Below are 21,854 nucleotides of genomic sequence, written 5' to 3'. Positions count from 1 at the left end.
TTGTCTTTATCGATGCTTAGCTCGTTATCTACGCTTTGAACAATAATCGGCTTGAACAATCACTGCCTTAAAAACAGCCTAAAACGGCAACCTAAATTAATTCGCCTTTGTATCTGGCAACTGCTGCAGGACTTCATCCGTAAAATAAGGTTCATCTTCAACCCAAAAAATGTAGTCTAAGCCTAGGTAGTTTTGTGCAAAATTCAACAGCTCAGGCACAGTATTCTTTTTACCCGTTTTAGGATTAATCTGCCGCAAATTACCGTCTTGCACCGCCATACCTTTCACCAGTGTCGCTGGGTACTCTTTAATAAAGGCATAACTTTGTGCCATATGACTTTTACGGTAAGGCATCAGATCTGGGCCACCCACACCCATGTTGAGCGATTTGGCTTGCGCAAATAAGCCTCGCATATAACCTTTGTCATTCCATGGCAGCCATTCGTCTGGCAAAAAGTTCAAATACACCATAGCGGTTGAATGCTGAAATGACTCAGCTAATACCTGCATATTCTCGCCAATCGCATCGATATAGGCTTTAGGATTAAAATCACTGGGGAAGGTAGTCGTTCCATCGGCGTTTTCAGTCCCCACATCAATTGAGCTTTCACTAAAGTTAATGCCCGCAATTTTCCCATCAAACTCTTGGCCTAGCTGACGCACCAATTGCTGATAACGCGCACGCACTGAAGGCTCCCACATTTTGGCAGACCAGCCGTATTCGTCATCCGTCACCGGTTTATTGGGATCACGCTCTGGTGCACTCAACATGCTTTGCTTCAACACACCGCCTTGATAAATAGGATCATCGAGCAAATAACGCGGCACATTGACTCTGGGCGTAAAGGATTTCTCTTGCAGCTGGATCCACAATTTTTTGCCTATCGAATCGAGATATGCAATATCGGCCCTAATCGCGCTGAAATCATATTCGTCCTGCTTAGGCTCTAAACTGCGCCAAGTATAAACAATCTGCGCACCGCCAAAACGGGGATCGCGCAGCGCCTTGTCGGCACGAATGTTTTCTCCGTTGGCCTCACGATGGTTAATGTAGATGAAGTGCTGTAACGGTTGCGACTCTGACTTAGACTCCGGTTGCGGCTCTGGCAGAATTGATGCAGCGCTCGCTGCGCTCAAAAAGATGCTTAGTAAAATAGTCCATCGAAACATAAATACTCCAAACCGATGCACGCCTTATCACCTGACAAAGCCGTTTATCTGCTCATTTATTTTTTACTCAGAATCACTTCTAACACAGGCAAGCTGAGGGACATATCAATTAAGCAGACAAATACAAAGTGTTACTTAATCGCCCAATAAGATTAGCGGTGACGTGGACAAAAGGCACAGTAACGGCGGTGATAAAACCCAACAAAAAAGGGAATAAACCTGAGTTTATTCCCTTTAAAAATAGAGCGAATTAAATCGAGGTACGATTCAACTCAAGCTAGGCCAAACTTACTTCATTGGCCAAGCGCGGTAAGATTTTCCTTTGATCCGGCCGCCAGTAATTTTGTTCAGTGCTTTCTTGGCAACCTTACGATTAACGGCCACATAGGCGCGGTAATCTGTCACTTGGATTTTACCCACCTGTGAGCCTTCGATACCGTTTTCGCCCGTCAGCGCGCCTAAGATATCCCCTGGACGCAGTTTTTCCTTCTTACCACCATCGATCTGCAGAGTGATCATGGTTGGCGCTGCAGGCGTGTTGCCGAGCAGGCTTTCAGATGGCAGTGATTCGCTGGTGATTTCGCGCTCTAAATACTCTTCTAACAAGGCAATTTTATAACCGTCTTGGTCGTTATAGAAGGTATAAGCGGCGCCTTTACAGCCCGCGCGGCCAGTACGACCGATACGGTGAATATGCACTTCGGTGTCATAGGCGACGTGATAGTTGAACACGGCATCCAGCGCATCGATATCTAAACCACGGGCGGCAACGTCGGTCGCCACTAATACACAGGCACTCTTATTAGCAAATTGCAGCAGGGTTTCGTCCCTATCTCTTTGCTCTAAATCGCCGTGCAAAGCCAATACGCTAAAGCCTAAACCTTCAAGCTCATCGGCCACTTTTTGGGTTTCGCGTTTTGTGTTACAAAACACCACAGCGCTTTCAGGCTTATGTTCTAACAACAATAATTGCAGCGCTTGCATACGCGCCTTGTCATCATCTAAGTGATAAAAATGTTGGGCTATGCTTAAGCTATCGTGATTACCTTCAACTTTAACCATGCTTGGGTCATACATGATTTGCTTGGCAATTGATTGAATTTGCTCAGGGAACGTCGCGCTGAATAGCAGCGTCTGACGCTCACGTGGCGCTTGTTCGATAATCGCATCTAGAGCGGGTTGGAAGCCCATTTCTAACATGCGATCGGCTTCATCGAGCACTAACATGTTGAGATTGCTTAAATCTAAGCGATTGCGATCTAAGTGATCGACGATACGACCCGGCGTACCCACAATAATGTGTGCACCGTGTTCCAGCGAACCAACCTGTGGCCCCATAGGCACACCGCCGCAAAGTGTCAGTACTTTAACGTTATGAATACCACGGGCAAGGGTACGGATTTCCTGCGCCACTTGGTCGGCCAACTCGCGGGTTGGGCATAACACTAAGGTTTGAATGCGAAAGCGTTTAACGTCTAACTTGTTCAGTAATCCTAAGCCGAAGGCGGCCGTTTTACCCGAGCCAGTTTTACCCTGACCTATCACATCCTGCCCCGCTAAAATGGGTGGCAAACTTTGCGCCTGAATTGGCGTCATCTCGTTGTAGCCCATAGAAGAAAGGTTCTCAAGCAGTTCGGGTTTTAGCTTAAGAGTCGAAAAAGCCATTGATGGATTAGGCTTAGTATCAGAGTTGCTCAAGGTGAATATCCTGTGGTGGGTAACGAAGCGGCTGCTAGGTTACTGAAATTGCGTTACTTATCGATTTAACTGGTCTATCAAGATTCAGGTTAACTTTGGGCTAGCTTGAGTTTAGATTTAAGCGCTAGGCTCGCTCAACCCAAAAGCACGGCTATTGTAGCAACAAAGCGCAGCTTTTGCCTCAAGTCCTTAAGCAATAGACATAGCAGGCGTAAACAGCAACAAAAAAGCCCTGCAGGAATACAGGGCTTAGGCTTGGATTTAGAATTAGCTCAGTGCGGCAGATTTAACAAATTACGCGATCTGGCCGAAACGCCCTGCTTGGTAATCGCGAATCGCCTGCTGAATCTCCGCTTGGGTGTTCATCACAAAGGGACCCATCTGGACGATTTTTTCACGGATAGGTTTACCCGCAAACAGTAGCATCCCAGCGCCGCGCTCATCGGCTTTAAGCTTAAGCACACTTTGGCTATCGATCACTAAAAACTCGCCCTGATGATGTTGATTTGAAGCAGATGACCACTGTGAATCTTCACCTTTACTCGAATCGCTTTTATATAAGTCACCTTGGTACAAGTACAAGGCGACAAACTCGTGTTGAGACAAATCAAGCGTGGCCTCAGCATTTGGTGCTAGGCTCAGATCGGCAATGGCTGCTTCGCCCGCTAATCCTTGGATGGTCGCACTAATAAGCGGTTGCTCTTTAAAGCCCCAATCACCCGCTAAGGCTTTTAAGCTAGCGCCAGTGTTATTGGTCACTTCAACGCTCGCGCTACCCGCGGTATCTTGATACTTCGCTGGACGCAACTTGTCTTTGGCGGGCATATTGACCCAAATTTGGAATCCATGCAGACCATCGACAGCATCGGCAAGTGGCATTTCAGAATGCACTACACCGAACCCGGTACTCATCCACTGCACATCGCCGGCACGAATCGCCTTCACATTACCCATTTGGTCACGGTGCTCAAAACCGCCCTTACGAATGTAAGTGAAGGTCTCCATCCCGCGATGAGGATGTGCGGGGAAGCCACCAATAAAATCTTGTTCATCATCGGATTTTATTTCGTCGATCATCAAGAAAGGATCAAATTTAGTCGTCACAAAATCGGCGACACGGCGAATATTGACCCCATCGCCATCCATCGCGGCTTTGGCGGAAAACTGACTTAATACTTTCATTGCTGCTCTCCTATCGGTTGAGCAAAGCGATACGTGAAACGCCAAGACCGTACGGCTAACACAAGACGCAAACGCTTTGCTGATGAAGGCAGAATAACAAGGAAGTTTACAAAAGAATAACGCGAAATCACGGCCTAAACATTCGAAAAAATAGAACGGTAGGCTGTTGATATCCACTCACACAGGTTTGTCATAGCATTAGCGTAACCTGTCGATTAAAAAGCCTTACGCAGCACGCTTTTGGACATTTTCGAGTTAGATCGTTAGCTCGAATTAGTGAGTTTCGGATTAAGATTTCTATGGGTAACGCTTGCCTAACCGACGCAAAATAGCAGTCTAAAATTAGCGACTTAGGAGTGCAAGCCTGCTGTTGTGCTTCCTTTAGTTTAGGCGCTTGATGGAGAGCCAATTACTCGACTAGGCTATATCCTTTTTATGCTCAAGAATGTTTTCAGCTTGCTTCTTGTAAGTTAACGAATTAACGGTAGTGTTGTATTTGTTCTTCATTTCCTGAGCAATAGAGTTGTGTAATTCTTCAAGCTCTATATCCATTTCACTCACAGTCTTTTCAAAACCTTTTTTGAGCTGCTTTACCACTGGGAGTGAATCTAGAGATTCCCATAGAGTATTCTTTATAAAGCCGCCCATAAATTCCCAACTTGCCATTACAGAAAAATAGGAACCAGACTTATTCTGCCTTAAAAGTGATAATAGTTGCTTAATACTATTGATTGTTTTAATGCTATCAATTTCACCGCTAGCAATCATTTTCTCTAAAGTACTTATTAAGGCATCAAAAAACTCAGGAAGCTTACTTTCTTTTTTAAATCTTTCGTACATTTCATCAAAATGAAAGTCAGCATCATCTTTCTCCTTAGATAAAGACCATTTATGTTGCAATAGATCATTTCTAACTGGCGATATATTACTAAAAAGATATTTGTTTGCGTCATCTCTTTTCAGATTATCGATGTACCACTTGCACCACTGTAAAGTTATTTTCAGCCAGTCTGGACGATCTGCTGTAGCAAGAGACATAGATAAATTATTTGCAGCATCTAGATTAGCTTGGCAAGTTTTCTCTTTCGTGTCTTTATTTTCACCAATTAAAGCATCAAAAAGAGCATCATTGGTTTTCTTTAAATTATTATGCCTTTCCGTTAATAGCCTCATAAAATAGTTAAGACTTTCATTGTTATCCATTTACAACTCCAATACTTACGATGGCTATCTAACGTCTTAGTATTTATGCGCTGCGCTGTTTGCAGCGCATAAATTAAAAATCTGGCTATCCATTTTAGATCAACAATATAATATTAAGGTTGGGAGTCTCTGTTTCTTACATTGTTTCTTACAACATTAATAAACCTACGGGTTACTCACCAGCGACAACTGCATCTCGTCCGCATACAGCAAGTTAAGATCTTGTAGCTAAAGCTAAAGTAAATAAATCAAATGCAGCTAATTTAGCCTCATTTTCAGTGTCAAATTTACGATATAAATATTTTGAAAAACTACTATTTTTCGAACTTACCGTAGCTCCCCATTTATCCTCTTTGTTATACACAGTTACCCAAAAACCTTCTATATTTAAACGCGGATTACCTTTATATGATAACTTCCATTTTCTTGTTAACCAGCGTTTTTTGCGACTTGCCCAGTTTCTCGCCACTCTTTCCCTGTTCGAGGCTGCACTCAAATTACCTTCCAAATGACCGGCACATACACAACCAACTTTAAGAATAATCGGATAGTTCAGATGCTGCATATGATGAACATACCTAACATTCTGAGATTCACACATTTCACAAGTAATATCAGGTTCTTCTAAGTCTTCAATGTGAACACAAGTCCATCCTTTATGAGGTACGCCGGATTCAGACCATTTTCCTCTTCTTTGAGAAACTAGCTGTTCTTCACATTCATAAACATTCATTTAGATTCGCCATCTATTTAGAGAAACCTAGCGCCGTAAGCTGGGACAACAAAGAATTCAAGCTACCTATGTTCATATAACCTACAACACTTATCACGCCATTGCCAAACGTATTTATGATGTTAATTAGCGATGACGTTACCGACTGATTATTATCAAAAGACCGTGATTACAGTTCGAAACAGGTGTACTCAGAGATAAATCGAATTAAGCACTAGCATGGAAGTGACCGTTGGCGGCATGGATGCCGCCGTCGAGCCTATAGGGATATATTCACGGCGTGTCACTGGAATGCGAGTGGTTAATGATTTGCGCACCTTTTACTCGCAAAGCTACAAACGGAAAAATAAGGTATAGGACAGGCGTCCTCAGCCGAAGCAATCCAATTGAATTGAATCTTCAACCTAATCCGGTTTAAACACGCCGATCACTGCGCCGGTGGCTTTTTCTGTCACCTTTTCATCGGTTTGCTGTTCACGGTAATCACACTCTGTGCATTCAACGGTTTCGATGCCGTTTTCTTTGTAGAGTAAAATGCTGTCTTTGGCGCTGCATTTGGGGCACTTAGCACCGGCTACGAAACGCTTTTTGATTTTAGTGTTTGTCATAATAGATAAAGGACCAGATAGCAGGGCCAAGGGACTCGGCCGAAGAAATTGGCGCTATTTTGCCACACTGATGATTGAATGCCAGTGTTACCTGAAAGTATGAGGCCTTAAGCCGATGTGATGCGATTCGCTAAAGATCATCCTGAAAAGTCGAATAATTGTCCGAGTTATCGGGTCAGGCTGTGGTTTGAAACTGGGTTGTACGCTATTATCTGTGCCCTGACGAATTCACGTTCTAACCAAGTTGTAGTCAATGATCAGCATCAACCAAGCGCAATTAATCCGTGGCAGCAAAACCCTGCTAGATGAGACCTCTCTCACGATTTATCCCGGCCATAAGGTCGGTTTAGTCGGTGCTAACGGCACAGGCAAATCCTCACTGCTCGCATTAATTTTAGGTCACTTAAGCCTAGATAAAGGTGAATTTAGTCTGCCTTCTGGCTGGCAAATTGCCACTGTGGCCCAAGAAACCCCTGCGCTCGACGTCTCGGCACTGGAATATGTGATCGATGGCGATAGCGAATATCGTCAATTAGAAGCCTTATTACACAAGGCCCAAGAAGATAACGACGGCAATGCCATCGCACTCTTACACGGCAAAATCGACGCTATCGGTGGTTATGCGATTCATTCGCGCGCGGGTTCATTGTTAGCGGGTTTGGGTTTTAGTGAAGCCGAGCAAAGCAATCCAGTAAAAAGCTTTTCGGGTGGTTGGCGTATGCGCCTCAACTTAGCCCAAGCGCTGCTGTGCCGCTCTGACTTATTGCTCCTCGACGAACCGACCAACCACTTAGACTTAGATACCATGTACTGGCTCGAAGGTTGGATTAAGTCCTATCAAGGCACGCTGATTTTAATCAGCCATGATAGGGACTTTATCGATGAAATCGTTGATGAAATCGTCCACGTTGAAAATCAAAAACTCAATTTCTACAAAGGCAATTACAGTGCCTTTGAGCGCATTCGTGCCGAACGTATGTCGCAACAACAGGTTGCCTTTGAACGCCAACAAAAAGAACGTGCACACATGCAGTCCTTCGTTGACCGTTTCCGTTACAAGGCAAGTAAAGCCAAACAAGCGCAGAGCCGCTTAAAGGCACTAGAGCGCATGACTGAGTTGTTGCCGTCTCAAGCCGATAGCCCCTTTTATATGGAGTTTCGTGCTCCAGAAGCCCTACCCAATCCGCTGATTAAGATGGAGCAAGTCGCGATCGGTTATAGCGATAAGCCAATCCTTAGCAAGGTGCATTTAAACTTAGTACCAGGTGCGCGCATTGGTTTACTCGGCCGTAACGGCGCGGGTAAGTCGACGCTCATCAAACTGTTATCGGGCCAATTGTCACCACTGACAGGTTTGTATGAACCTAACCCTGGCGTCAATATCGGTTACTTTGCCCAGCATCAAATCGAATTTTTGCGCCTCGACGATACGCCGATGCAGCATTTAGTACGTCTGGCACCCAATGCCAGAGAGCAAGAGCTACGCAACTTCTTAGGCGGTTTTGGTTTTAACGGCGATATGGCGCTTTCACCTGTGCGCCCCTTTTCTGGCGGCGAGAAAGCCCGTTTAGTGTTAGCGCTATTAGTTTGGCAACGCCCTAACCTATTGCTGCTCGATGAACCCACCAACCATTTAGACTTAGAGATGCGCCACGCCCTGACAATGGCATTGCAAACCTTTGAAGGCGCTATGGTTGTCGTCTCGCATGATAGGCATTTACTGCGTTTAACCTGTAGTGATTATTATCTGGTGGATCAAGGTGAAGTACGTGCCTTCGACGGTGACTTAGACGATTATCACCAATGGTTGCTCGATGCGGCGAAAGCCAACTCGAATCAAAACAGCACCAGCGACGAGATCAAACCTGCCGCCGATAAAAAACAGCAAAAACGCCTCGAGGCCGAGATCCGCCAAAAGGTATCGCCGCTCAAGCGCAAACAAACTAAGTTAGAAACCGAGCAACAAAAGCTGAGCGAACGCCTCGCCGAGCTAGAACACTTGCTGGCCGATAGCGAATTGTATGATCAAGATAACAAAGCCAAGCTAACCTCGGTATTAACCGAGCGAACGAGCTTGACGCAAACCTTAGAAGACAGTGAAATGCAATGGCTCGAGTTGCAAGAAGAGATAGATGCAATGGAGCAAGAGGTCATGGAGCAACAATAACTCCAGCGTTCTTTTACATAAAAGTCAGTAGCAGCGGCAATACAAGGAAATAGTATGGCGGTTTTAACCCAGTTCGACAGTCAACTCTGGCAATGGTGTGATATGAGCTATGCGCAAAACAAAGCGCTCTGTCTCGAATTGCAAAATAGCTGTCAAGTGAACGTCAATCTACTGCTACTGGCACAATATTTAGATATCACTATGGATGTGTCTGGGCCGCAGCAATACAGCCCAGACCAATGGCAAGCACTGATGAATGCTGTGGGTGAATGGGATGAAAGGTTTCTCATGCCCTATCGCAAATTACGTAAACTCGCTAAGTCCAGCCTGAATGAGCAAGAGTATCAGCAGATGCTCGCCGTTGAGCTGATGATGGAACGTAAAGCGCAACGAACCATCTTGAATAAACTCAATGAACTCAGCCCAAGTGGCCAATCAACGAATCTAGTGAGCTACTTAAGCCTGTTTGGACTCAGTGACATTGACGCCAACGAAATCGGCCTCATTGCGCCCTGACCTAAGTTAATCAAGTTAGAACAAGCTCAACCATGTTAGCTCAAACTCAATCAAATTGACGTGAGCCGCTAACAGCTGCGGCCTTGCGGATAGCGTTCACAGTCATCCTTGATCACCAACCAGTTCAACTGGCTCTCAGTATAAATATGGTACTTAGGCTGAACTTGGTTAGCATCGTCCAGACTCGCTATGCTCAAGGTCGAATAATCGGGATATTGAGTATGTCGGTAAGTTAACGATGTACCGCATTTATCACAAAATCCACGGCGAATAAACTCGGACGATGCGAACTCAGTCACCTGACCTTTAAGCCAAATCACTTGGCTGAGTTTAAAATCCATCCAAGCCCCAAATGCAGATCCCGTGCTTTTTTGGCATGAACGGCAGTGGCAATAATCCGCATCAAAGGGTTCACCTTCAACCTGATAACGAATCGCCCCGCATAAGCAACCACCTTCCCGTAATATGTTTTCAGACATTCACACCCCATCAAGCTTTATCAAGCTAAGCTGCATTTTGATAAGATAACATCAGGCTTTACCGTCAGTAAGCTTCTGTGCGAGTGCGGTGGCATTACGTGCCGTGATGCCATAAATCGATAACTGCGGGTTAGCGCCAAGGCTGGTCGGGAAGATAGACCCATCCATTACAGATAAATTCTCTAAATAGTGCGACTGACCATAACTGTTGACCATAGAAAGCTTTTCATCTTCGCCGAAGGGACAACCACCCATTACGTGCGCCGATGCGACGATAGTGCGCAGTGGCGCGAGTGACATCTGCGCAATGCTCTCTTTGGCGTCTTTCCACGAGGACAAGTAAGGCATACCATCGCTGATCGGCAACACTTTTAAGGCGCCCGCCGAGAATTGTAACTCCGCCATGCTGGCAAAAGCGCGTCTCGCGGCCCGCCAAAAGGCATCGGTCAGCGGATAATCTAAAGCAAAACCCTTATCCGTTAAGTGTACTTCACCGCCTTGACTGTCGGGATGATAGCCATCGCGGATCAAAGCGATAGTCACTTGCAACTGATTGAATTGTGACATTAACTCAGCATGACTTGTACCATATCCTAAGGTTTTAGAGGCAATTAAAATCGGATGCACCGGCGGCACTTCGAGTTTATAACCCAGCTCACCATCGGCGCCATTGTTCCACACAAATTCATCGGAATAGATAGATTGCGGCGCACCGCTATGGCCATTGATCGAATCGGCAAATACGCCGCCGGATAACAAAGTAGGATGTAAAAAGGTGCGTTTACCCAAAAGTTGGTGGGGATCGGGCACTTGCGAGCGCATCAAAATCGTCGGCGTATGGATAGCGCCCGCACTCAAAATATAATGTTTAGCCTTAAATAACAGCTCAACGTCAGTGGGTCGTAAATTCACATCCAACGCCTGCGCCTTTAACGCAAACACTTGGCCATTATGGTGCTCAATCTTAGTCACTTTAGCGCGACTGATCAGCTGCGCGCCTTTCTCAAGTGCCGAGGGAATCGTGGTCACTAACATAGATTGCTTCGCATTGACCGGACAACCCATGCCGCAATAGCCGGTATTCCAGCAACCCGCCACATTGCGTTTAATGACTGTGTATTCCCAGCCAAGATTGATACAACCTTGCTTCAGGGCGGCATTATTGCGATTAGGCTCATAATTCCATTCATGAATGTTGAGCCGTTGTTCCATTTGCTCAAACCAAGGATCTAAACTCTCGCGATTAAGCCCAACAACCGATTTATGTTGCGCCCAAAAGGCTAACGCCTCGGTCGGCGTGCGAATAGAAGTGGTCCAGTTAACTGTGGTTGAACCACCGACTGCGCGACCTTGAAAAATCCCAATCGCCTTGTCGGCGGTTTTCATCGCCGCAGCTTGTTGATACAAGTTGGGGTAAGCGACCCGCTCTTCCATATTAAAATCGCTGGAGGATTTTAGCGGTCCCGCCTCAATCATGATCACGCTCAGCCCTGCTTGGGTGAGGATTTCAGCCGCCACACCGCCGCCAGCACCTGTGCCGACAATAATCACATCAGCTTCAAACTGCTGGTTTTCTTGCAATTGGCTCGCATCAGTGTGCAACCAACCAGAGTTTAAACCATTCACTATAGGATCTATGATTGCCAACTTGAGTGCTCCACTGTCGCGGGTAAAATGCTTATTATTCGGCGTTTAATTAGGTTAAAAATGGACTCGCTATTTGAACAGCTCAGGCTTGGCATAATGCAGGCGGCTCCAGTGCTCAGGACAAGCGTAGTAACTTGCCATCACTAATTCCCGCAATCCGAGATAAGCCGTTTGTAACAAAGCAAAATAACTGTGGCGCCAGGTTTCTAACATATCAGTTAACTCGGCGGGAGAGCGCATCAATAGCGGCGTCATGCTCGAGGTGAGTACCAGTAAACCAAGACGATTTTCGAGCATATCGAGCAGCTCAAACAATTCGGTCTGCTGCTCATCGGGTAACACAGCAATCGACTGTTTGATGGCATCTAAAGTGCGGTTTTGCGCCGCTAACTTATGGATGGCCACATCAGGCAAGGCGCCGTCGAGCATCACAGGCAAAAGCACGCTAAACAACAAACGATAATCTTTACCTTCGCTATCCTCGGGCAAACTAAACTCAGGAGAATAGAGATTAACCCCTAAGGCTAACGCAGCCGTACCGGCAAACGCACCCATTATAAAGGTTCGTCGCTTCATCTCTATCTCCTAATTATCAACCTAAATGTCGGCCTAAATATCAGCATAAAAAACAATTGTGCTACAATGGCCGCGAGTTTATACCCAAGCGACCTCAAAATACGAATTTCAGCATTTTGAGTTGGTTTGGGTATAAATTAAACACACGTTTTAATTTTCAGCAATAGCCGATACCAAGATAAACATCTATGCCAAATTCCTTTATGCCACCTTGGTGGGCCAAGAGTCCCCATATACAAACGATTTTACCCGTATTAACTAAAGTGGCCAAACCAGCATTACAGCGGCAGCGCTTAGAGTTACCCGATGGCGATTTTATCGATTTAGATTGGCAGGATGTTCCACAGTCTGGCAAACCGATCGTGGTGATCATCCACGGCTTAGAAGGAAGTGCTCAGTCCCATTATGCGCGGCGGATACTGCAAGCCTGTAAAGAACAGCAACTCGCTGCCGTCGTGCACCATCACAGAAGTTGTTCGGGTGAGGCCAATCGCCTCGCCCGCAGTTATCACAGTGGCGATACGGACGATTTACAGTTTAGTCTATCGACACTGAAAAGCGCGTATCCGCAATCGCCCTTATTAGCCGTAGGTTACAGTTTAGGCGGCAATGTGCTGACTAAGTATCAAGGCGAATATCAGGATGATAGTTTATTAGCCCGCGCTGTGGTTGTCTCTGCGCCGCTGCAATTGTCAGCCTGTGCTAAACGCTTGGAAAATGGCTTTTCAAAGGTGTATCAAAGTTATTTAATCAAACAGTTGCAACAGAAGATAAGCCATAAACTGAATGATCCCGACTTAGCCATCTCTATGCCGCTAAGCCAGTTGCAGGTCGACCGTTTAAATACCTTCTATGATTTTGACGATAAAGTCACAGCGCCATTACACGGCTTTGACGGCGTCGACGATTACTATACGCGTGCTAGTGGCTTACCCTTTGTCAGCCGCATTACTAAACCGACGCTTATCATCCATGCCAAGGACGATCCCTTTATGACCGATGAAGTGATCCCCCAATCAAGTCAATTGTCGGGCTATGTGGAATACGAACTGCATCCCTATGGCGGCCATGTCGGCTTTATTGAAGGCGGTACACCTTGGAAACCGCGCTTCTACCTTGAGCGACGGATTTTACATTTTTTACTAGGCGATCAAAGTGTTCACTCGCTTACTGCAGACCCAATCAACGGCGACAATATTACCCAAGGAAACACCGATGCTCATTCCCTATGAAACCCTGTTACAACTCCCCAAGGAAACGCTCGCCAATGTGATCCGCGAATATCTCTTAGGTCAAGTGGAGGATGGCAGCTTTGCCAGTCTCGATGAACAGGAACTGATGCAGACGATAGTCCAATGTCAACAAGCACTTAAACAAGGTAAGCTGAAATTAGAGTACAGTGAGGACGATGAGTCCTTCGCGATACGCTCGGCGGATCAAATAGCACAGCAGCAAGATTGACCAGTCCTATCTCTGTACCGTATAAATAGTACTCGCGTTTTTATCGCTTCCCCATAAGCGGCTCTTTTGGTTCCTAGCTAGGTAGAAAAAATGTCAGCAAAACATCCCATTATTGCAGTTACAGGCTCATCAGGCGCGGGAACCACCACGACGACCACCGCCTTTAGCCATATTTTTCGCCAACTCGGGATCAACGCCGCCTTTGTCGAAGGCGACAGTTTTCATCATTTTACCCGCGCCGAAATGGAAGTCATGATCCGCAAATCCCAAGCTGAAAACCGCAATCTTAGCTATTTTGGCCCAGAGGCTAATAACTTTGCTCGTTTAGAACAATGCTTTCGCGATTACAGCACCACAGGCCAAGGTGAAACCCGCAGCTATTTACACACCTTCGATGAGGCAGTGCCTTTTAACCAGATGCCCGGCACTTTTACTCAATGGCGACCACTACCTGAAAATACCGATATGCTCTACTACGAAGGCTTACATGGCGGCGTAGTTACTGGTGATGCCAATGTCGCCCAGCATGTGGACTTGCTGATCGGCATGGTCCCCATAGTCAACTTAGAGTGGATCCAAAAAATTATCCGCGATACTTCGGAACGTGGTCACAGCCGTGAAAAAGTCATGGGCTCGATTGTGCGCAGTATGGATGATTATATTAAGCACATGACGCCGCAGTTCTCCCGCACTCACATTAACTTTCAGCGAGTACCGACGGTCGATACTTCTAACCCATTTAGTGCCAAAGATATTCCGAGCTTAGATGAGAGCTTTGTGGTGATCCGCTTCCGCGGTATCAATAATGTCGACTTCCCCTATTACCTCAATATGATCCAAGGTTCATTTATGTCACGGGTCAACACACTCGTCGTCCCCGGCGGCAAAATGTCGCTGGCGATGGAGCTGATCCTAACGCCTTTGATTAAAGATTTGATGGAAAAACGTCAGCAACTTAATACCCCAGAGGCGAACTGAAACCTTGAGGATTTACGGGTAAGTTTGACTAAAGGCTAAGGAAATAAAGTCTTTTTTTTGCAATGGATTAAGTTTTATTTAAGCCACTAGCGCTAATCTTGTCGGCATCGGGATTTCAGGCGAAAGAACGATAGTTGGCATACTCTTGGGAGTTAATTCCCCCATCTTGATCTGTTGATTTCCTTGAGTATGTCAGCAACCTTTTTAACGAAACTATAAGTTAATTCCACATCCATACTTGATTTGTCGATTTCCTTGAGTATGTCAGCAACCTTATATGAAGAATGAATTCCACATCTATGCTTGATCTCTTGATTCCCTTGAGTATGTCAGCAACCTTTTAACGTAACTTTAAGTCTTCAGAGTTAATTCCACATCCATACTTGATCTGTTGATTTCCTTGAGTATGTCAGCAACCTTTTATGAAGAATGAATTCCACATCTATGCTTGATCTGTTGATTCCCTCGAATATGTCAGCAACCTTATCTTAAACTCTAAATCTTCAAAGTTAATTCCACATCCATACTTGATCTGTCGATTTCCTTGAGTATGTCAACAACATCTCAGAAAATAGGTTCTAGGCTTTAGATTCTAGGAAAATAGAACATTCGTAAACTCACTCACAGAACGCTGCGCTCACCGTAAGAGCAAAGTCCGTTGCATAAATCGTAAGTCAAAAAGTGACGTTCTGTAGCAGTTTGCTGCGTGCCGTTATCCGTAGCCGCAACGCGGCGTTCTAGCAGTTGCAAAGCAACGCCCTAGATTCTAGCAGCAGCGTTTTTTACTGCGCCCTAGCAGGCCAAAGACCGCCCTAGATTTTTATACATCACCATACACTCTAAGGCTATTCCTCTGGGCGAACAGTAGATAGATTCCTCCTCTAAACCCTCACCACCAAAACCACAGTGGCGATAGAAATCCACCGCATTTAAAGTTGATTCTAATCTGAGCTGGGCAATCCCCTGATTAAAAGCCATAGTTTCAATAAATTGCAGCAGCACTTTACCAACTCCTAACCCCATAGCATCGGGGGAAACAAACAAGGCTTCTAACTGGGCATAGGGTTCATCCAACATAGCAGTGCCAACCACAGTCTTAAGCGCCAACTCGTCAGAGGACAACTCTGCCACATAAAAATGTGCATCGACGATACGACTAAATTGCTCGGTCAGTTCGCCTTCGGTCCAAATAATCAGATCGCCCACATCATAAAATCCGGCGCAGCCTTTATTGATGGCTGCATTGCGGATATCCCAGCAGGCCTGAGCATCCGGTTTCGTCGCTTTTCGTATAGTTATCATCATGTTTTCCAATTAAAAATTGCTCAGCCATAACATGCCATGAAGCCGCTAAAACGCCAAGTAAACCGAGTGTTCTAATCTTTCAACCAATAAAAAACCGCCCGTAGGCGGTTTAATCAAAGCTACAGAACCTTAATGGATCTTAGCTAACATATCTGACTTAGTCTTAGCGCTAGGTTTAGCCTTTGATCAATTCACTAATGGTCAATACGCCGTGGGTCGTTGCACCCGCGCCCCACATAGCAGAAGCAGAATCTTCAAAAGCGCCCGCTAAATCAACGTGTAACCATTTAGCTTCAGGTGAAACAAAGCGCCATAGGAAACCAGCCGCATTAGAAGCCCCACCGGCACCGCCGCCTTTCATTGCGCGGCTGTTGGCTGTGTCAGCATAGGCAGATGGACACATTTCTTTGTGCCAAGGATCCAGCGGCAGCGGCCATACACGCTCGGCAACACTCGTGGCTTTTTGCTGGGCCAGTTGCAACACATCCGTCTGTGGCGAGAAAATCGCGTTGTAGTTAGAACCCACCGCCATCACAGCGGCGCCTGTAAGGGTCGCTGCATCGATAATAAAAGGTGCGCCTGTAGCAGAAGCAGCTTGTAGGCCATCGGCCAACACTAGACGTCCTTCCGCATCCGTGTTCACCACTTCAACTGTTACACCATTTTTGTAGGTCAAAATATCACCTAACTTATAGGCGCGGCCGCTGATCAAGTTTTCAGCGCAGCATAAGAAGAGTTTAACGCGTTTGTTGAGGCCAGACTTGATCGCTAAACCAAGTGCAGCAGTCACAGTCGCCGCGCCGCCCATATCGCATTTCATGCCTAACATGCCTTCAGAAGCTTTGATGCTGTAGCCGCCAGAATCAAAGGTAATCCCTTTACCCACAAGCGCCACAGACACGGGTGCATCGGCGGCTAATGGGTTGAAGTCTAACTCTAACATTGCCGGTGGACGCTCACTGCCGCGACCAACGGCATGGATACCAATCCACTGTTCTTCAAGCAGCGCTTCGCCTTCGATAATCCGATAACTCACCTTGTCGCCACCAACGTCAGCCAACCATTTTGCCGCTTGTTGGGCAAGCTTCACTGGCGACAGGTTTTCAGGCGTATCGTTGATGAGTTGACGGGCAAAGGTTGCCACATCGAGTCGACGTTGCAATTCTGCTTGCACAGACTCATCACCACACCAATGGATTTGATAGCCTGGTTTTGCCGTCGCGAAACCTTGGGCAAACACCCACTGGCTATTGAGGTCCCAAAACTGCCCAGCTAATTCCACACAGCTAATACCTTGATTGCGCAGTTTACGGGCCGCCATTTGAATTTGACGCAGCTCATCGCCACCCGCTAAATGAATTTGCGCACCGTCGGCAGTATAAGTCACATCAGCCTTGCCCCAGTGCGCGGCGGGTGCTTCTTTGGTTAATTGCACTTTCATCAATTCAGTTACTTTTAGTTCACTCATTAGGGATCCTTATTTTTCGATTCGTTTTAGAATAATTAATCAGAACAATCAATCAGCAATCAGAACAAACTTTATGGCGGCAGTTTACTGCTAGCAGGCGATGACGCAAAGCGATTGGCTGAAGTTACTCAGGTAAAATCTGTAAACATTTGCGAAATTTGCTAGGCTTTGCGACCTAGAACAGCCGAGATAGGTCTACCTATGGAATTTACACCGCCACTACAACAGGGCATTTTACTGCGCCGCTATAAACGTTTTCTGGCCGATGTGCAGTTAAGCGACGGCAGTGAGATCACCCTACATTGCCCCAATACGGGTTCTATGCGTAATTGCCTGTATCCCGGTGAAACAGTATGGTTTTCTACCTCTGATAACCCTAAACGTAAGTACGCCCATACATGGGAACTGATGACCACGCCAGATGCAGGCTTAATCGGTATCCACTCGGGTCAGGCGAACACCTTAGCCGAAGAAGCCATCAATAAAGGTATCATCAAGGAACTCAAGGGTTATGATAGCCTCAGCCGTGAAGTTAAATACGGTGATGAAAATAGTCGCATCGATATCCTGCTACAGGGTGCTCAAAAACCCGCCTGTTATATAGAAGTCAAAAGTTGTACTTTGCTCGAAGATGGCCAAGGTTATTTTCCCGATGCTGTAAGCCTACGCGGTCAAAAACATTTACGTGAATTGATGCACATGGTGAGCCAAGGCCATAGAGCCGTATTGCTATTTGTGGTGCAGCATAGTGAAATATTCAGTGTTGCCCCCGCAGCACATATCGACCCTGAATATGCTAAGTTACTGAAAATGGCTGTGTTAGCCGGCGTTGAAGTGCTAGCCTATCGCTGTAAAATCTCCCCTACAGAGATTCACCTAGCCCAAGCCTGCGATGTACGAGTATGATGTTAAGGCTGAGTTAAATTTGATTTCATTTGAATTAGCGAACATAGTCAAAAAATTCAATCAAAGCAGAATGAAAAGTTTGCCTCGATGTGAAGATTCTGCTATAGATAGCGGCCGTTCTTAAGGACGCCCTACAAACGCAAATGATTACAGGAGATGCGTTATGCCTGAAGGCACCAAAAAACTTGGCGTACTCGCTATCGCAGGTGTAAATCCTTACCAGGAAAAGCCGGGTGAGGAGTATATGAACGCTAAGCAACTGGGTCACTTCAAGACAATTCTTGAAGCTTGGCGCAATCAGTTGCGTGAAGAGGTCGACCGTACTCTTAGCCACATGCAGGACGAAGCCGCAAACTTTCCCGATCCTGTTGACCGTGCAGCACAAGAAGAAGAGTTCAGCCTCGAACTTCGTGCTCGCGATAGAGAACGTAAGCTGATCAAAAAAATCGAAAAAACACTGCAAAAAATTGAAGAAGACGATTTCGGCTTCTGTGATTCTTGCGGTATCGAAATCGGCATCCGCCGTCTCGAAGCGCGTCCAACAGCCGATCAATGCATCGACTGTAAAACGCTTGCAGAGATCAAAGAGAAACAAATGGCTGGTTAATCAAGCATACTGGGCGGGGATTTCCCCGCCTATTTGTTTCTAGCAACTCGTAAACTCGACGAGCTTAAGCCAAGCTAACTCCAATTTACCCCGATTCGCTTTTCTCTTGGCATCCCTCTAAAATACATCCACTTTTATCGTCGCGACTTTAAAACGCCATCTAGTTGTTATGTCAAAGCCATTACATTCCGATTTATCCAGCCAGCCCTATGTCGGCCGCTTTGCGCCTTCGCCTTCGGGTGCCTTGCACTTTGGCTCGCTTATCGCCGCCCTTGGCAGCTATCTGCGCGCCCGCTCGCAACAGGGTAAATGGCTGATCCGCATCGAAGATATAGACCCACCGCGGGAAGTCAAAGGTGCCGCCGATGATATCTTACGCACCTTAGAAGCCTATGGATTGGAGTGGGATGATGTGCCTCTGTATCAAAGCCAGCGCACAGCGGCTTATCAAGCGCAAATTGACTCGCTACTCGCCCAAGATAAAGCCTATTTCTGCCAATGTAGTCGCAAGCAAATTCAAGCCATGGGCGGCGTCTACGATGGCCGCTGCCACCGATTGCCACAAACCCAGTCTGCAAATCTTGTTAGGTCGGGTGCGGTGCGAATCGTCAACACGGCGCAAGTGCAAGAATTTGATGATAATCTAATGGGCCATATTTGCGTTGATAGCCATTTTGCCGCAGAGGATTTCATCATCAAACGCAGTGATGGTCTGTACGCCTATCAATTGGCCGTGGTACTCGACGATGCTTATCAAGGGATCACCGAAGTGGTGCGAGGCTGCGACTTAATCGAGGCCAGTTGTCGCCAACTGAGTTTGTATCAAAGCTTTGGTTTAGCCACACCGCAATGGCTGCACTTGCCACTCGCCTGCATAAGTAAAGGCTTTAAGCTCTCAAAACAGAATCATGCACAGGCAATTGATACACTTAATCCACAGGCGAGCCTCAATGCGGCACTGACATTTTTAGGCCAACCCCCCGTCGAAACCCGCGGCTCTGTGGCGCAAATGCTCGCTCAAGCCGTGGATCAGTTTCAATTATCCACTATACCGCAACAATCTGAGATACTGATCGAGCCCTGATATACTCATTAGGCCGCATTTGGTATATGATAGCCGCCAGATTTTTAATCAAATAACAGATCATATTTCGAGGTGTCCCATTTTTCGCCGTATCAGCCAATTCTGCAAACAGCTATTTGAAGACGCGCCTAAAACGACCGCTCCGACTCCAGCTCAGATTGAACCAACAACACCTGAACAAAGTTCCGGTGCTTTGAGTTTAGAGTTAGTACCAAGAGATGCCCATACCATCTCGCGCAAACAAATCAGCGAGAATGCCCTTAAGGTATTATACAGACTGAATAAATCTGGCTTTAAAGCCTATTTAGTCGGCGGCGGTGTACGCGATTTACTCTTAGGGATTGAACCGAAAGATTTCGACATAGTGACCAATGCAACACCGGAAGAAATCAAAAAATTATTCCGTAATTGCCGTGTTGTCGGTCGCCGTTTCCGCTTAGCGCACATTGTTTTCGGCCGCGATGTGATTGAAGTCGCAACCTTCCGTGGTCACCACGGCGAGAGTAATGAGAAAGTCTCTAAAGCCAATGCCGAAGGGCGTTTGCTGCGCGATAACGTCTATGGCGAAATCGATGAAGATGCCGAGCGCCGCGACTTTACCGTCAATGCCCTCTATTACGATATCAGCGATTACTCGATTCGCAGCTATGGCGGCGGTATGGCCGATCTCAAAGCGGGCACACTGAGACTCATTGGCGATCCAGAAACCCGTTACCGTGAAGATCCGGTGCGTATGTTAAGGGCAGTGCGTTTCGCCACTAAACTCAACATGGGTATCGAAACCGTGACAGCCGCGCCGATTAAACAATTAGCGCCGCTGCTCAAAGATATTCCGGCAGCGCGTATGTACGAAGAAGTGTTAAAACTCTTCTTTGCAGGTAAAGCCTTAGCCAACTTCGAACTGATGCAAGAATACAAGCTATTCGTACCGCTGTTTCCGCAAGTGGCAGCACTGCTGAAAGATGATCCTAAAGGTACGACCATGAAAATGGTGCAAGCCATCATGAAGAGCACAGATCAAAGAGTTAACGAAGATAAGCCGGTCACACCTTCATTCTTCTATGCTGCGCTTCTCTGGTATCCACTGCGTCAACGCGCCGAAGATATCGCGGTTGAAAGTGGCCTGACGTTATACGATGCCTTCTTTGCCGCCATGGGCGATGTGATGGAGCAGCAATGCCAAACCATTAGTATTCCGCGCCGTTTTAGTACGCCGGCAAAAGACATTTGGCAGTTGCAGTTACGCTTTGATCGTAGCCAAGGCACCCGCGCCTTTAAACTGATGGAGCATCCTAAGTTTAGAGCCGCATACGATTTACTCTTACTCAGGGGCGAAGTCGAAGCGGGTAATGTCGCTAAAAGTGCCGCTTGGTGGCAACAATTTGTCGAAGCCGATGAAACAGAACGTTTAGCTATAGCACGTAGCGGCAGTAAATCGCCAAACCGCAACCGTAATGCCACCCAACGTCGTCGCCGTCCTCGTGCACCGAATGCCGATGGTTCAGCGCCGACGAGCGCACCTAAAGCGAGTGGCACACCTAAAGTTAAAACGGCTGAATAATGCCCCGCGTCTACGTCGCATTAGGCGCAAATCTTGAAGATCCCAAGGCGCAATTGGACAATGCCGTGATGGCATTGTCCGCCTTAGCCTTAGGCAATAGTCTCGTCGTTTCTCCCTATTACCATTCGACGCCCATGGGCGATGTCGTGCAACCCGATTATATTAACGCGGTGGCGAGTTTCGATACTGATCTCATGCCATTAGCCTTACTCGATGCACTGCAGCATATTGAAAACACGCAAGGACGAGTCCGCCTAGAGCGTTGGGGGCCGAGAACCTTAGATCTCGATTTACTCTTGTATGGTAATGAGAACATTGACATTCCTAGACTCAAAGTGCCCCACTACGGCATGAAAACGCGCAGCTTTGTGCTCGTGCCTTTAGCCGCAATTGCACCGGATCTGATTCTGCCTTGCAACACTGCCATCGACAGTCTTATCGATACAAAAATGTTGGCCGAGTTACAACAACTGGGCATTGATCATTGAAGTCCGTCCTCAGTTAG

22 protein-coding genes are annotated in these 21,854 nt (G+C 46.6%); 10 read left to right on the top strand and 12 right to left on the bottom strand.

Annotation, left to right across the window (positions count from 1 at the left end):
- Positions 1-96 precede the first annotated feature (96 nt).
- From HGO26_RS00240 to HGO26_RS00215, 7 genes are all read right to left on the bottom strand, one after another.
- On the bottom strand, positions 97-1,170 hold the full coding sequence (locus HGO26_RS00240; RefSeq protein WP_168822531.1) for a hypothetical protein: 1,074 nt from the start codon (positions 1,168-1,170) through the stop codon (positions 97-99).
- Between the two features lie 288 nt (positions 1,171-1,458).
- The gene (gene dbpA / locus HGO26_RS00235) at positions 1,459-2,835 is read right to left on the bottom strand and encodes an ATP-dependent RNA helicase DbpA (protein ID WP_168823046.1); all 1,377 of its coding nucleotides are present in this window, start codon (positions 2,833-2,835) and stop codon (positions 1,459-1,461) included.
- A gap of 327 nt (positions 2,836-3,162) precedes the next feature.
- A complete protein-coding gene (locus tag HGO26_RS00230; protein ID WP_168822529.1) occupies positions 3,163-4,050 on the bottom strand; it encodes a pirin family protein in 888 nt (295 codons plus the stop codon).
- A gap of 417 nt (positions 4,051-4,467) precedes the next feature.
- Positions 4,468-5,253, bottom strand: coding sequence for a hypothetical protein (locus HGO26_RS00225; protein ID WP_168822527.1), 786 nt, complete (start codon positions 5,251-5,253; stop codon positions 4,468-4,470).
- A gap of 214 nt (positions 5,254-5,467) precedes the next feature.
- Positions 5,468-5,986, bottom strand: coding sequence for a hypothetical protein (locus HGO26_RS00220; RefSeq protein WP_168822525.1), 519 nt, complete (start codon positions 5,984-5,986; stop codon positions 5,468-5,470).
- A gap of 191 nt (positions 5,987-6,177) precedes the next feature.
- Positions 6,178-6,303, bottom strand: coding sequence for a hypothetical protein (locus HGO26_RS22430; RefSeq protein ID WP_282097965.1), 126 nt, complete (start codon positions 6,301-6,303; stop codon positions 6,178-6,180).
- An 87-nt stretch (positions 6,304-6,390) separates the two neighbouring features.
- Positions 6,391-6,594: a YheV family putative zinc ribbon protein gene (locus tag HGO26_RS00215; RefSeq protein WP_012088350.1), complete on the bottom strand. Its 204-nt coding sequence runs from the start codon at positions 6,592-6,594 to the stop codon at positions 6,391-6,393.
- Positions 6,595-6,847: 253 nt separating this feature from the next.
- Between HGO26_RS00215 and HGO26_RS00210 the strand changes: the two genes are divergently transcribed.
- The gene (locus tag HGO26_RS00210; protein ID WP_168822523.1) at positions 6,848-8,761 is read left to right on the top strand and encodes an ABC transporter ATP-binding protein; all 1,914 of its coding nucleotides are present in this window, start codon (positions 6,848-6,850) and stop codon (positions 8,759-8,761) included.
- A 54-nt stretch (positions 8,762-8,815) separates the two neighbouring features.
- Positions 8,816-9,277, top strand: coding sequence for a TIGR02444 family protein (locus HGO26_RS00205; RefSeq protein WP_168822521.1), 462 nt, complete (start codon positions 8,816-8,818; stop codon positions 9,275-9,277).
- Positions 9,278-9,345: 68 nt separating this feature from the next.
- Here the strand turns inward: HGO26_RS00205 and HGO26_RS00200 are convergent, their stop codons facing one another.
- From HGO26_RS00200 to HGO26_RS00190, 3 genes are all read right to left on the bottom strand, one after another.
- Positions 9,346-9,756: a GFA family protein gene (locus HGO26_RS00200; RefSeq protein ID WP_168822519.1), complete on the bottom strand. Its 411-nt coding sequence runs from the start codon at positions 9,754-9,756 to the stop codon at positions 9,346-9,348.
- Positions 9,757-9,807: 51 nt separating this feature from the next.
- Positions 9,808-11,403 (bottom strand): GMC family oxidoreductase, encoded by a 1,596-nt coding sequence (locus HGO26_RS00195; protein ID WP_168822517.1) that lies wholly within the window; start codon positions 11,401-11,403, stop codon positions 9,808-9,810.
- 69 nt (positions 11,404-11,472) lie between these two features.
- Entirely contained in the window at positions 11,473-11,979 is a 507-nt protein-coding gene (locus HGO26_RS00190) for a TAT leader-containing periplasmic protein (RefSeq protein WP_105251529.1), read from the bottom strand.
- Between the two features lie 188 nt (positions 11,980-12,167).
- Between HGO26_RS00190 and HGO26_RS00185 the strand changes: the two genes are divergently transcribed.
- The 3 genes from HGO26_RS00185 (at position 12,168) to HGO26_RS00175 (ending at position 14,418) form a co-directional block, all read left to right on the top strand.
- Positions 12,168-13,211, top strand: a complete 1,044-nt coding sequence (locus HGO26_RS00185) for a hydrolase (protein WP_168822515.1) — start codon at positions 12,168-12,170, stop codon at positions 13,209-13,211.
- Positions 13,195-13,440, top strand: coding sequence for a YheU family protein (locus tag HGO26_RS00180; protein ID WP_168822513.1), 246 nt, complete (start codon positions 13,195-13,197; stop codon positions 13,438-13,440). Before HGO26_RS00185 ends, HGO26_RS00180 begins: the two co-directional genes overlap by 17 nt.
- 90 nt (positions 13,441-13,530) lie before the next feature.
- Positions 13,531-14,418 carry a phosphoribulokinase gene (locus HGO26_RS00175; protein WP_011847692.1) on the top strand — a complete coding sequence of 296 codons (888 nt, stop codon included), beginning with the start codon at positions 13,531-13,533 and terminating at the stop codon, positions 14,416-14,418.
- Between the two features lie 792 nt (positions 14,419-15,210).
- Here HGO26_RS00175 and HGO26_RS00170 read toward each other — a convergent pair.
- Together HGO26_RS00170 and pepB are read right to left on the bottom strand one after the other, a co-directional pair.
- On the bottom strand, positions 15,211-15,720 hold the full coding sequence (locus HGO26_RS00170) for a GNAT family N-acetyltransferase (RefSeq protein WP_168822511.1): 510 nt from the start codon (positions 15,718-15,720) through the stop codon (positions 15,211-15,213).
- A gap of 178 nt (positions 15,721-15,898) precedes the next feature.
- A complete protein-coding gene (gene pepB / locus HGO26_RS00165; protein ID WP_168822509.1) occupies positions 15,899-17,191 on the bottom strand; it encodes an aminopeptidase PepB in 1,293 nt (430 codons plus the stop codon).
- A gap of 201 nt (positions 17,192-17,392) precedes the next feature.
- Here pepB and sfsA point away from each other — a divergent pair, with 201 nt between their 5' ends.
- The 5 genes from sfsA (at position 17,393) to folK (ending at position 21,837) form a co-directional block, all read left to right on the top strand.
- Positions 17,393-18,097, top strand: a complete 705-nt coding sequence (sfsA, locus tag HGO26_RS00160) for a DNA/RNA nuclease SfsA (RefSeq protein WP_168822507.1) — start codon at positions 17,393-17,395, stop codon at positions 18,095-18,097.
- Between the two features lie 163 nt (positions 18,098-18,260).
- A complete protein-coding gene (gene dksA, locus HGO26_RS00155) occupies positions 18,261-18,704 on the top strand; it encodes an RNA polymerase-binding protein DksA (protein ID WP_006082967.1) in 444 nt (147 codons plus the stop codon).
- A gap of 169 nt (positions 18,705-18,873) precedes the next feature.
- On the top strand, positions 18,874-19,788 hold the full coding sequence (gene gluQRS / locus HGO26_RS00150) for a tRNA glutamyl-Q(34) synthetase GluQRS (RefSeq protein WP_168822505.1): 915 nt from the start codon (positions 18,874-18,876) through the stop codon (positions 19,786-19,788).
- 19 nt (positions 19,789-19,807) lie between these two features.
- The gene (locus HGO26_RS00145; RefSeq protein WP_168822503.1) at positions 19,808-21,349 is read left to right on the top strand and encodes a polynucleotide adenylyltransferase PcnB; all 1,542 of its coding nucleotides are present in this window, start codon (positions 19,808-19,810) and stop codon (positions 21,347-21,349) included.
- Positions 21,349-21,837, top strand: coding sequence for a 2-amino-4-hydroxy-6-hydroxymethyldihydropteridine diphosphokinase (folK, locus tag HGO26_RS00140; protein WP_168822501.1), 489 nt, complete (start codon positions 21,349-21,351; stop codon positions 21,835-21,837). The genes HGO26_RS00145 and folK overlap by 1 nt, the downstream gene beginning before the upstream one ends.
- The last annotated feature ends 17 nt before the right edge of the window (positions 21,838-21,854 follow it).

This window comes from Shewanella oncorhynchi (assembly GCF_012584455.1).
Lineage (GTDB): Bacteria > Pseudomonadota > Gammaproteobacteria > Enterobacterales > Shewanellaceae > Shewanella > Shewanella oncorhynchi.
This window is presented reverse-complemented; position numbering and strand designations above follow the sequence as displayed.

Excerpts from the sequence above, each read along its gene's own strand:
- HGO26_RS00180 (WP_168822513.1), top strand. The coding sequence starts at position 13,195 with ATGCTCATTCCCTATGAAACCCTGTTACAACTCCCCAAGGAAACGCTC.
- HGO26_RS00240 (WP_168822531.1), bottom strand. The coding sequence starts at position 1,170 with ATGTTTCGATGGACTATTTTACTAAGCATCTTTTTGAGCGCAGCGAGC.
- sfsA (WP_168822507.1), top strand. The coding sequence starts at position 17,393 with ATGGAATTTACACCGCCACTACAACAGGGCATTTTACTGCGCCGCTAT.
- HGO26_RS00175 (WP_011847692.1), top strand. The coding sequence starts at position 13,531 with ATGTCAGCAAAACATCCCATTATTGCAGTTACAGGCTCATCAGGCGCG.
- HGO26_RS00220 (WP_168822525.1), bottom strand. The coding sequence starts at position 5,986 with ATGAATGTTTATGAATGTGAAGAACAGCTAGTTTCTCAAAGAAGAGGA.
- gluQRS (WP_168822505.1), top strand. The coding sequence starts at position 18,874 with ATGTCAAAGCCATTACATTCCGATTTATCCAGCCAGCCCTATGTCGGC.
- HGO26_RS00200 (WP_168822519.1), bottom strand. The coding sequence starts at position 9,756 with ATGTCTGAAAACATATTACGGGAAGGTGGTTGCTTATGCGGGGCGATT.
- dbpA (WP_168823046.1), bottom strand. The coding sequence starts at position 2,835 with ATGGCTTTTTCGACTCTTAAGCTAAAACCCGAACTGCTTGAGAACCTT.
- dksA (WP_006082967.1), top strand. The coding sequence starts at position 18,261 with ATGCCTGAAGGCACCAAAAAACTTGGCGTACTCGCTATCGCAGGTGTA.
- HGO26_RS00205 (WP_168822521.1), top strand. The coding sequence starts at position 8,816 with ATGGCGGTTTTAACCCAGTTCGACAGTCAACTCTGGCAATGGTGTGAT.
- HGO26_RS00210 (WP_168822523.1), top strand. The coding sequence starts at position 6,848 with ATGATCAGCATCAACCAAGCGCAATTAATCCGTGGCAGCAAAACCCTG.
- HGO26_RS00215 (WP_012088350.1), bottom strand. The coding sequence starts at position 6,594 with ATGACAAACACTAAAATCAAAAAGCGTTTCGTAGCCGGTGCTAAGTGC.
- HGO26_RS00225 (WP_168822527.1), bottom strand. The coding sequence starts at position 5,253 with ATGGATAACAATGAAAGTCTTAACTATTTTATGAGGCTATTAACGGAA.
- folK (WP_168822501.1), top strand. The coding sequence starts at position 21,349 with ATGCCCCGCGTCTACGTCGCATTAGGCGCAAATCTTGAAGATCCCAAG.
- HGO26_RS00230 (WP_168822529.1), bottom strand. The coding sequence starts at position 4,050 with ATGAAAGTATTAAGTCAGTTTTCCGCCAAAGCCGCGATGGATGGCGAT.
- HGO26_RS00185 (WP_168822515.1), top strand. The coding sequence starts at position 12,168 with ATGCCAAATTCCTTTATGCCACCTTGGTGGGCCAAGAGTCCCCATATA.
- pepB (WP_168822509.1), bottom strand. The coding sequence starts at position 17,191 with ATGAGTGAACTAAAAGTAACTGAATTGATGAAAGTGCAATTAACCAAA.
- HGO26_RS00170 (WP_168822511.1), bottom strand. The coding sequence starts at position 15,720 with ATGATAACTATACGAAAAGCGACGAAACCGGATGCTCAGGCCTGCTGG.
- HGO26_RS00190 (WP_105251529.1), bottom strand. The coding sequence starts at position 11,979 with ATGAAGCGACGAACCTTTATAATGGGTGCGTTTGCCGGTACGGCTGCG.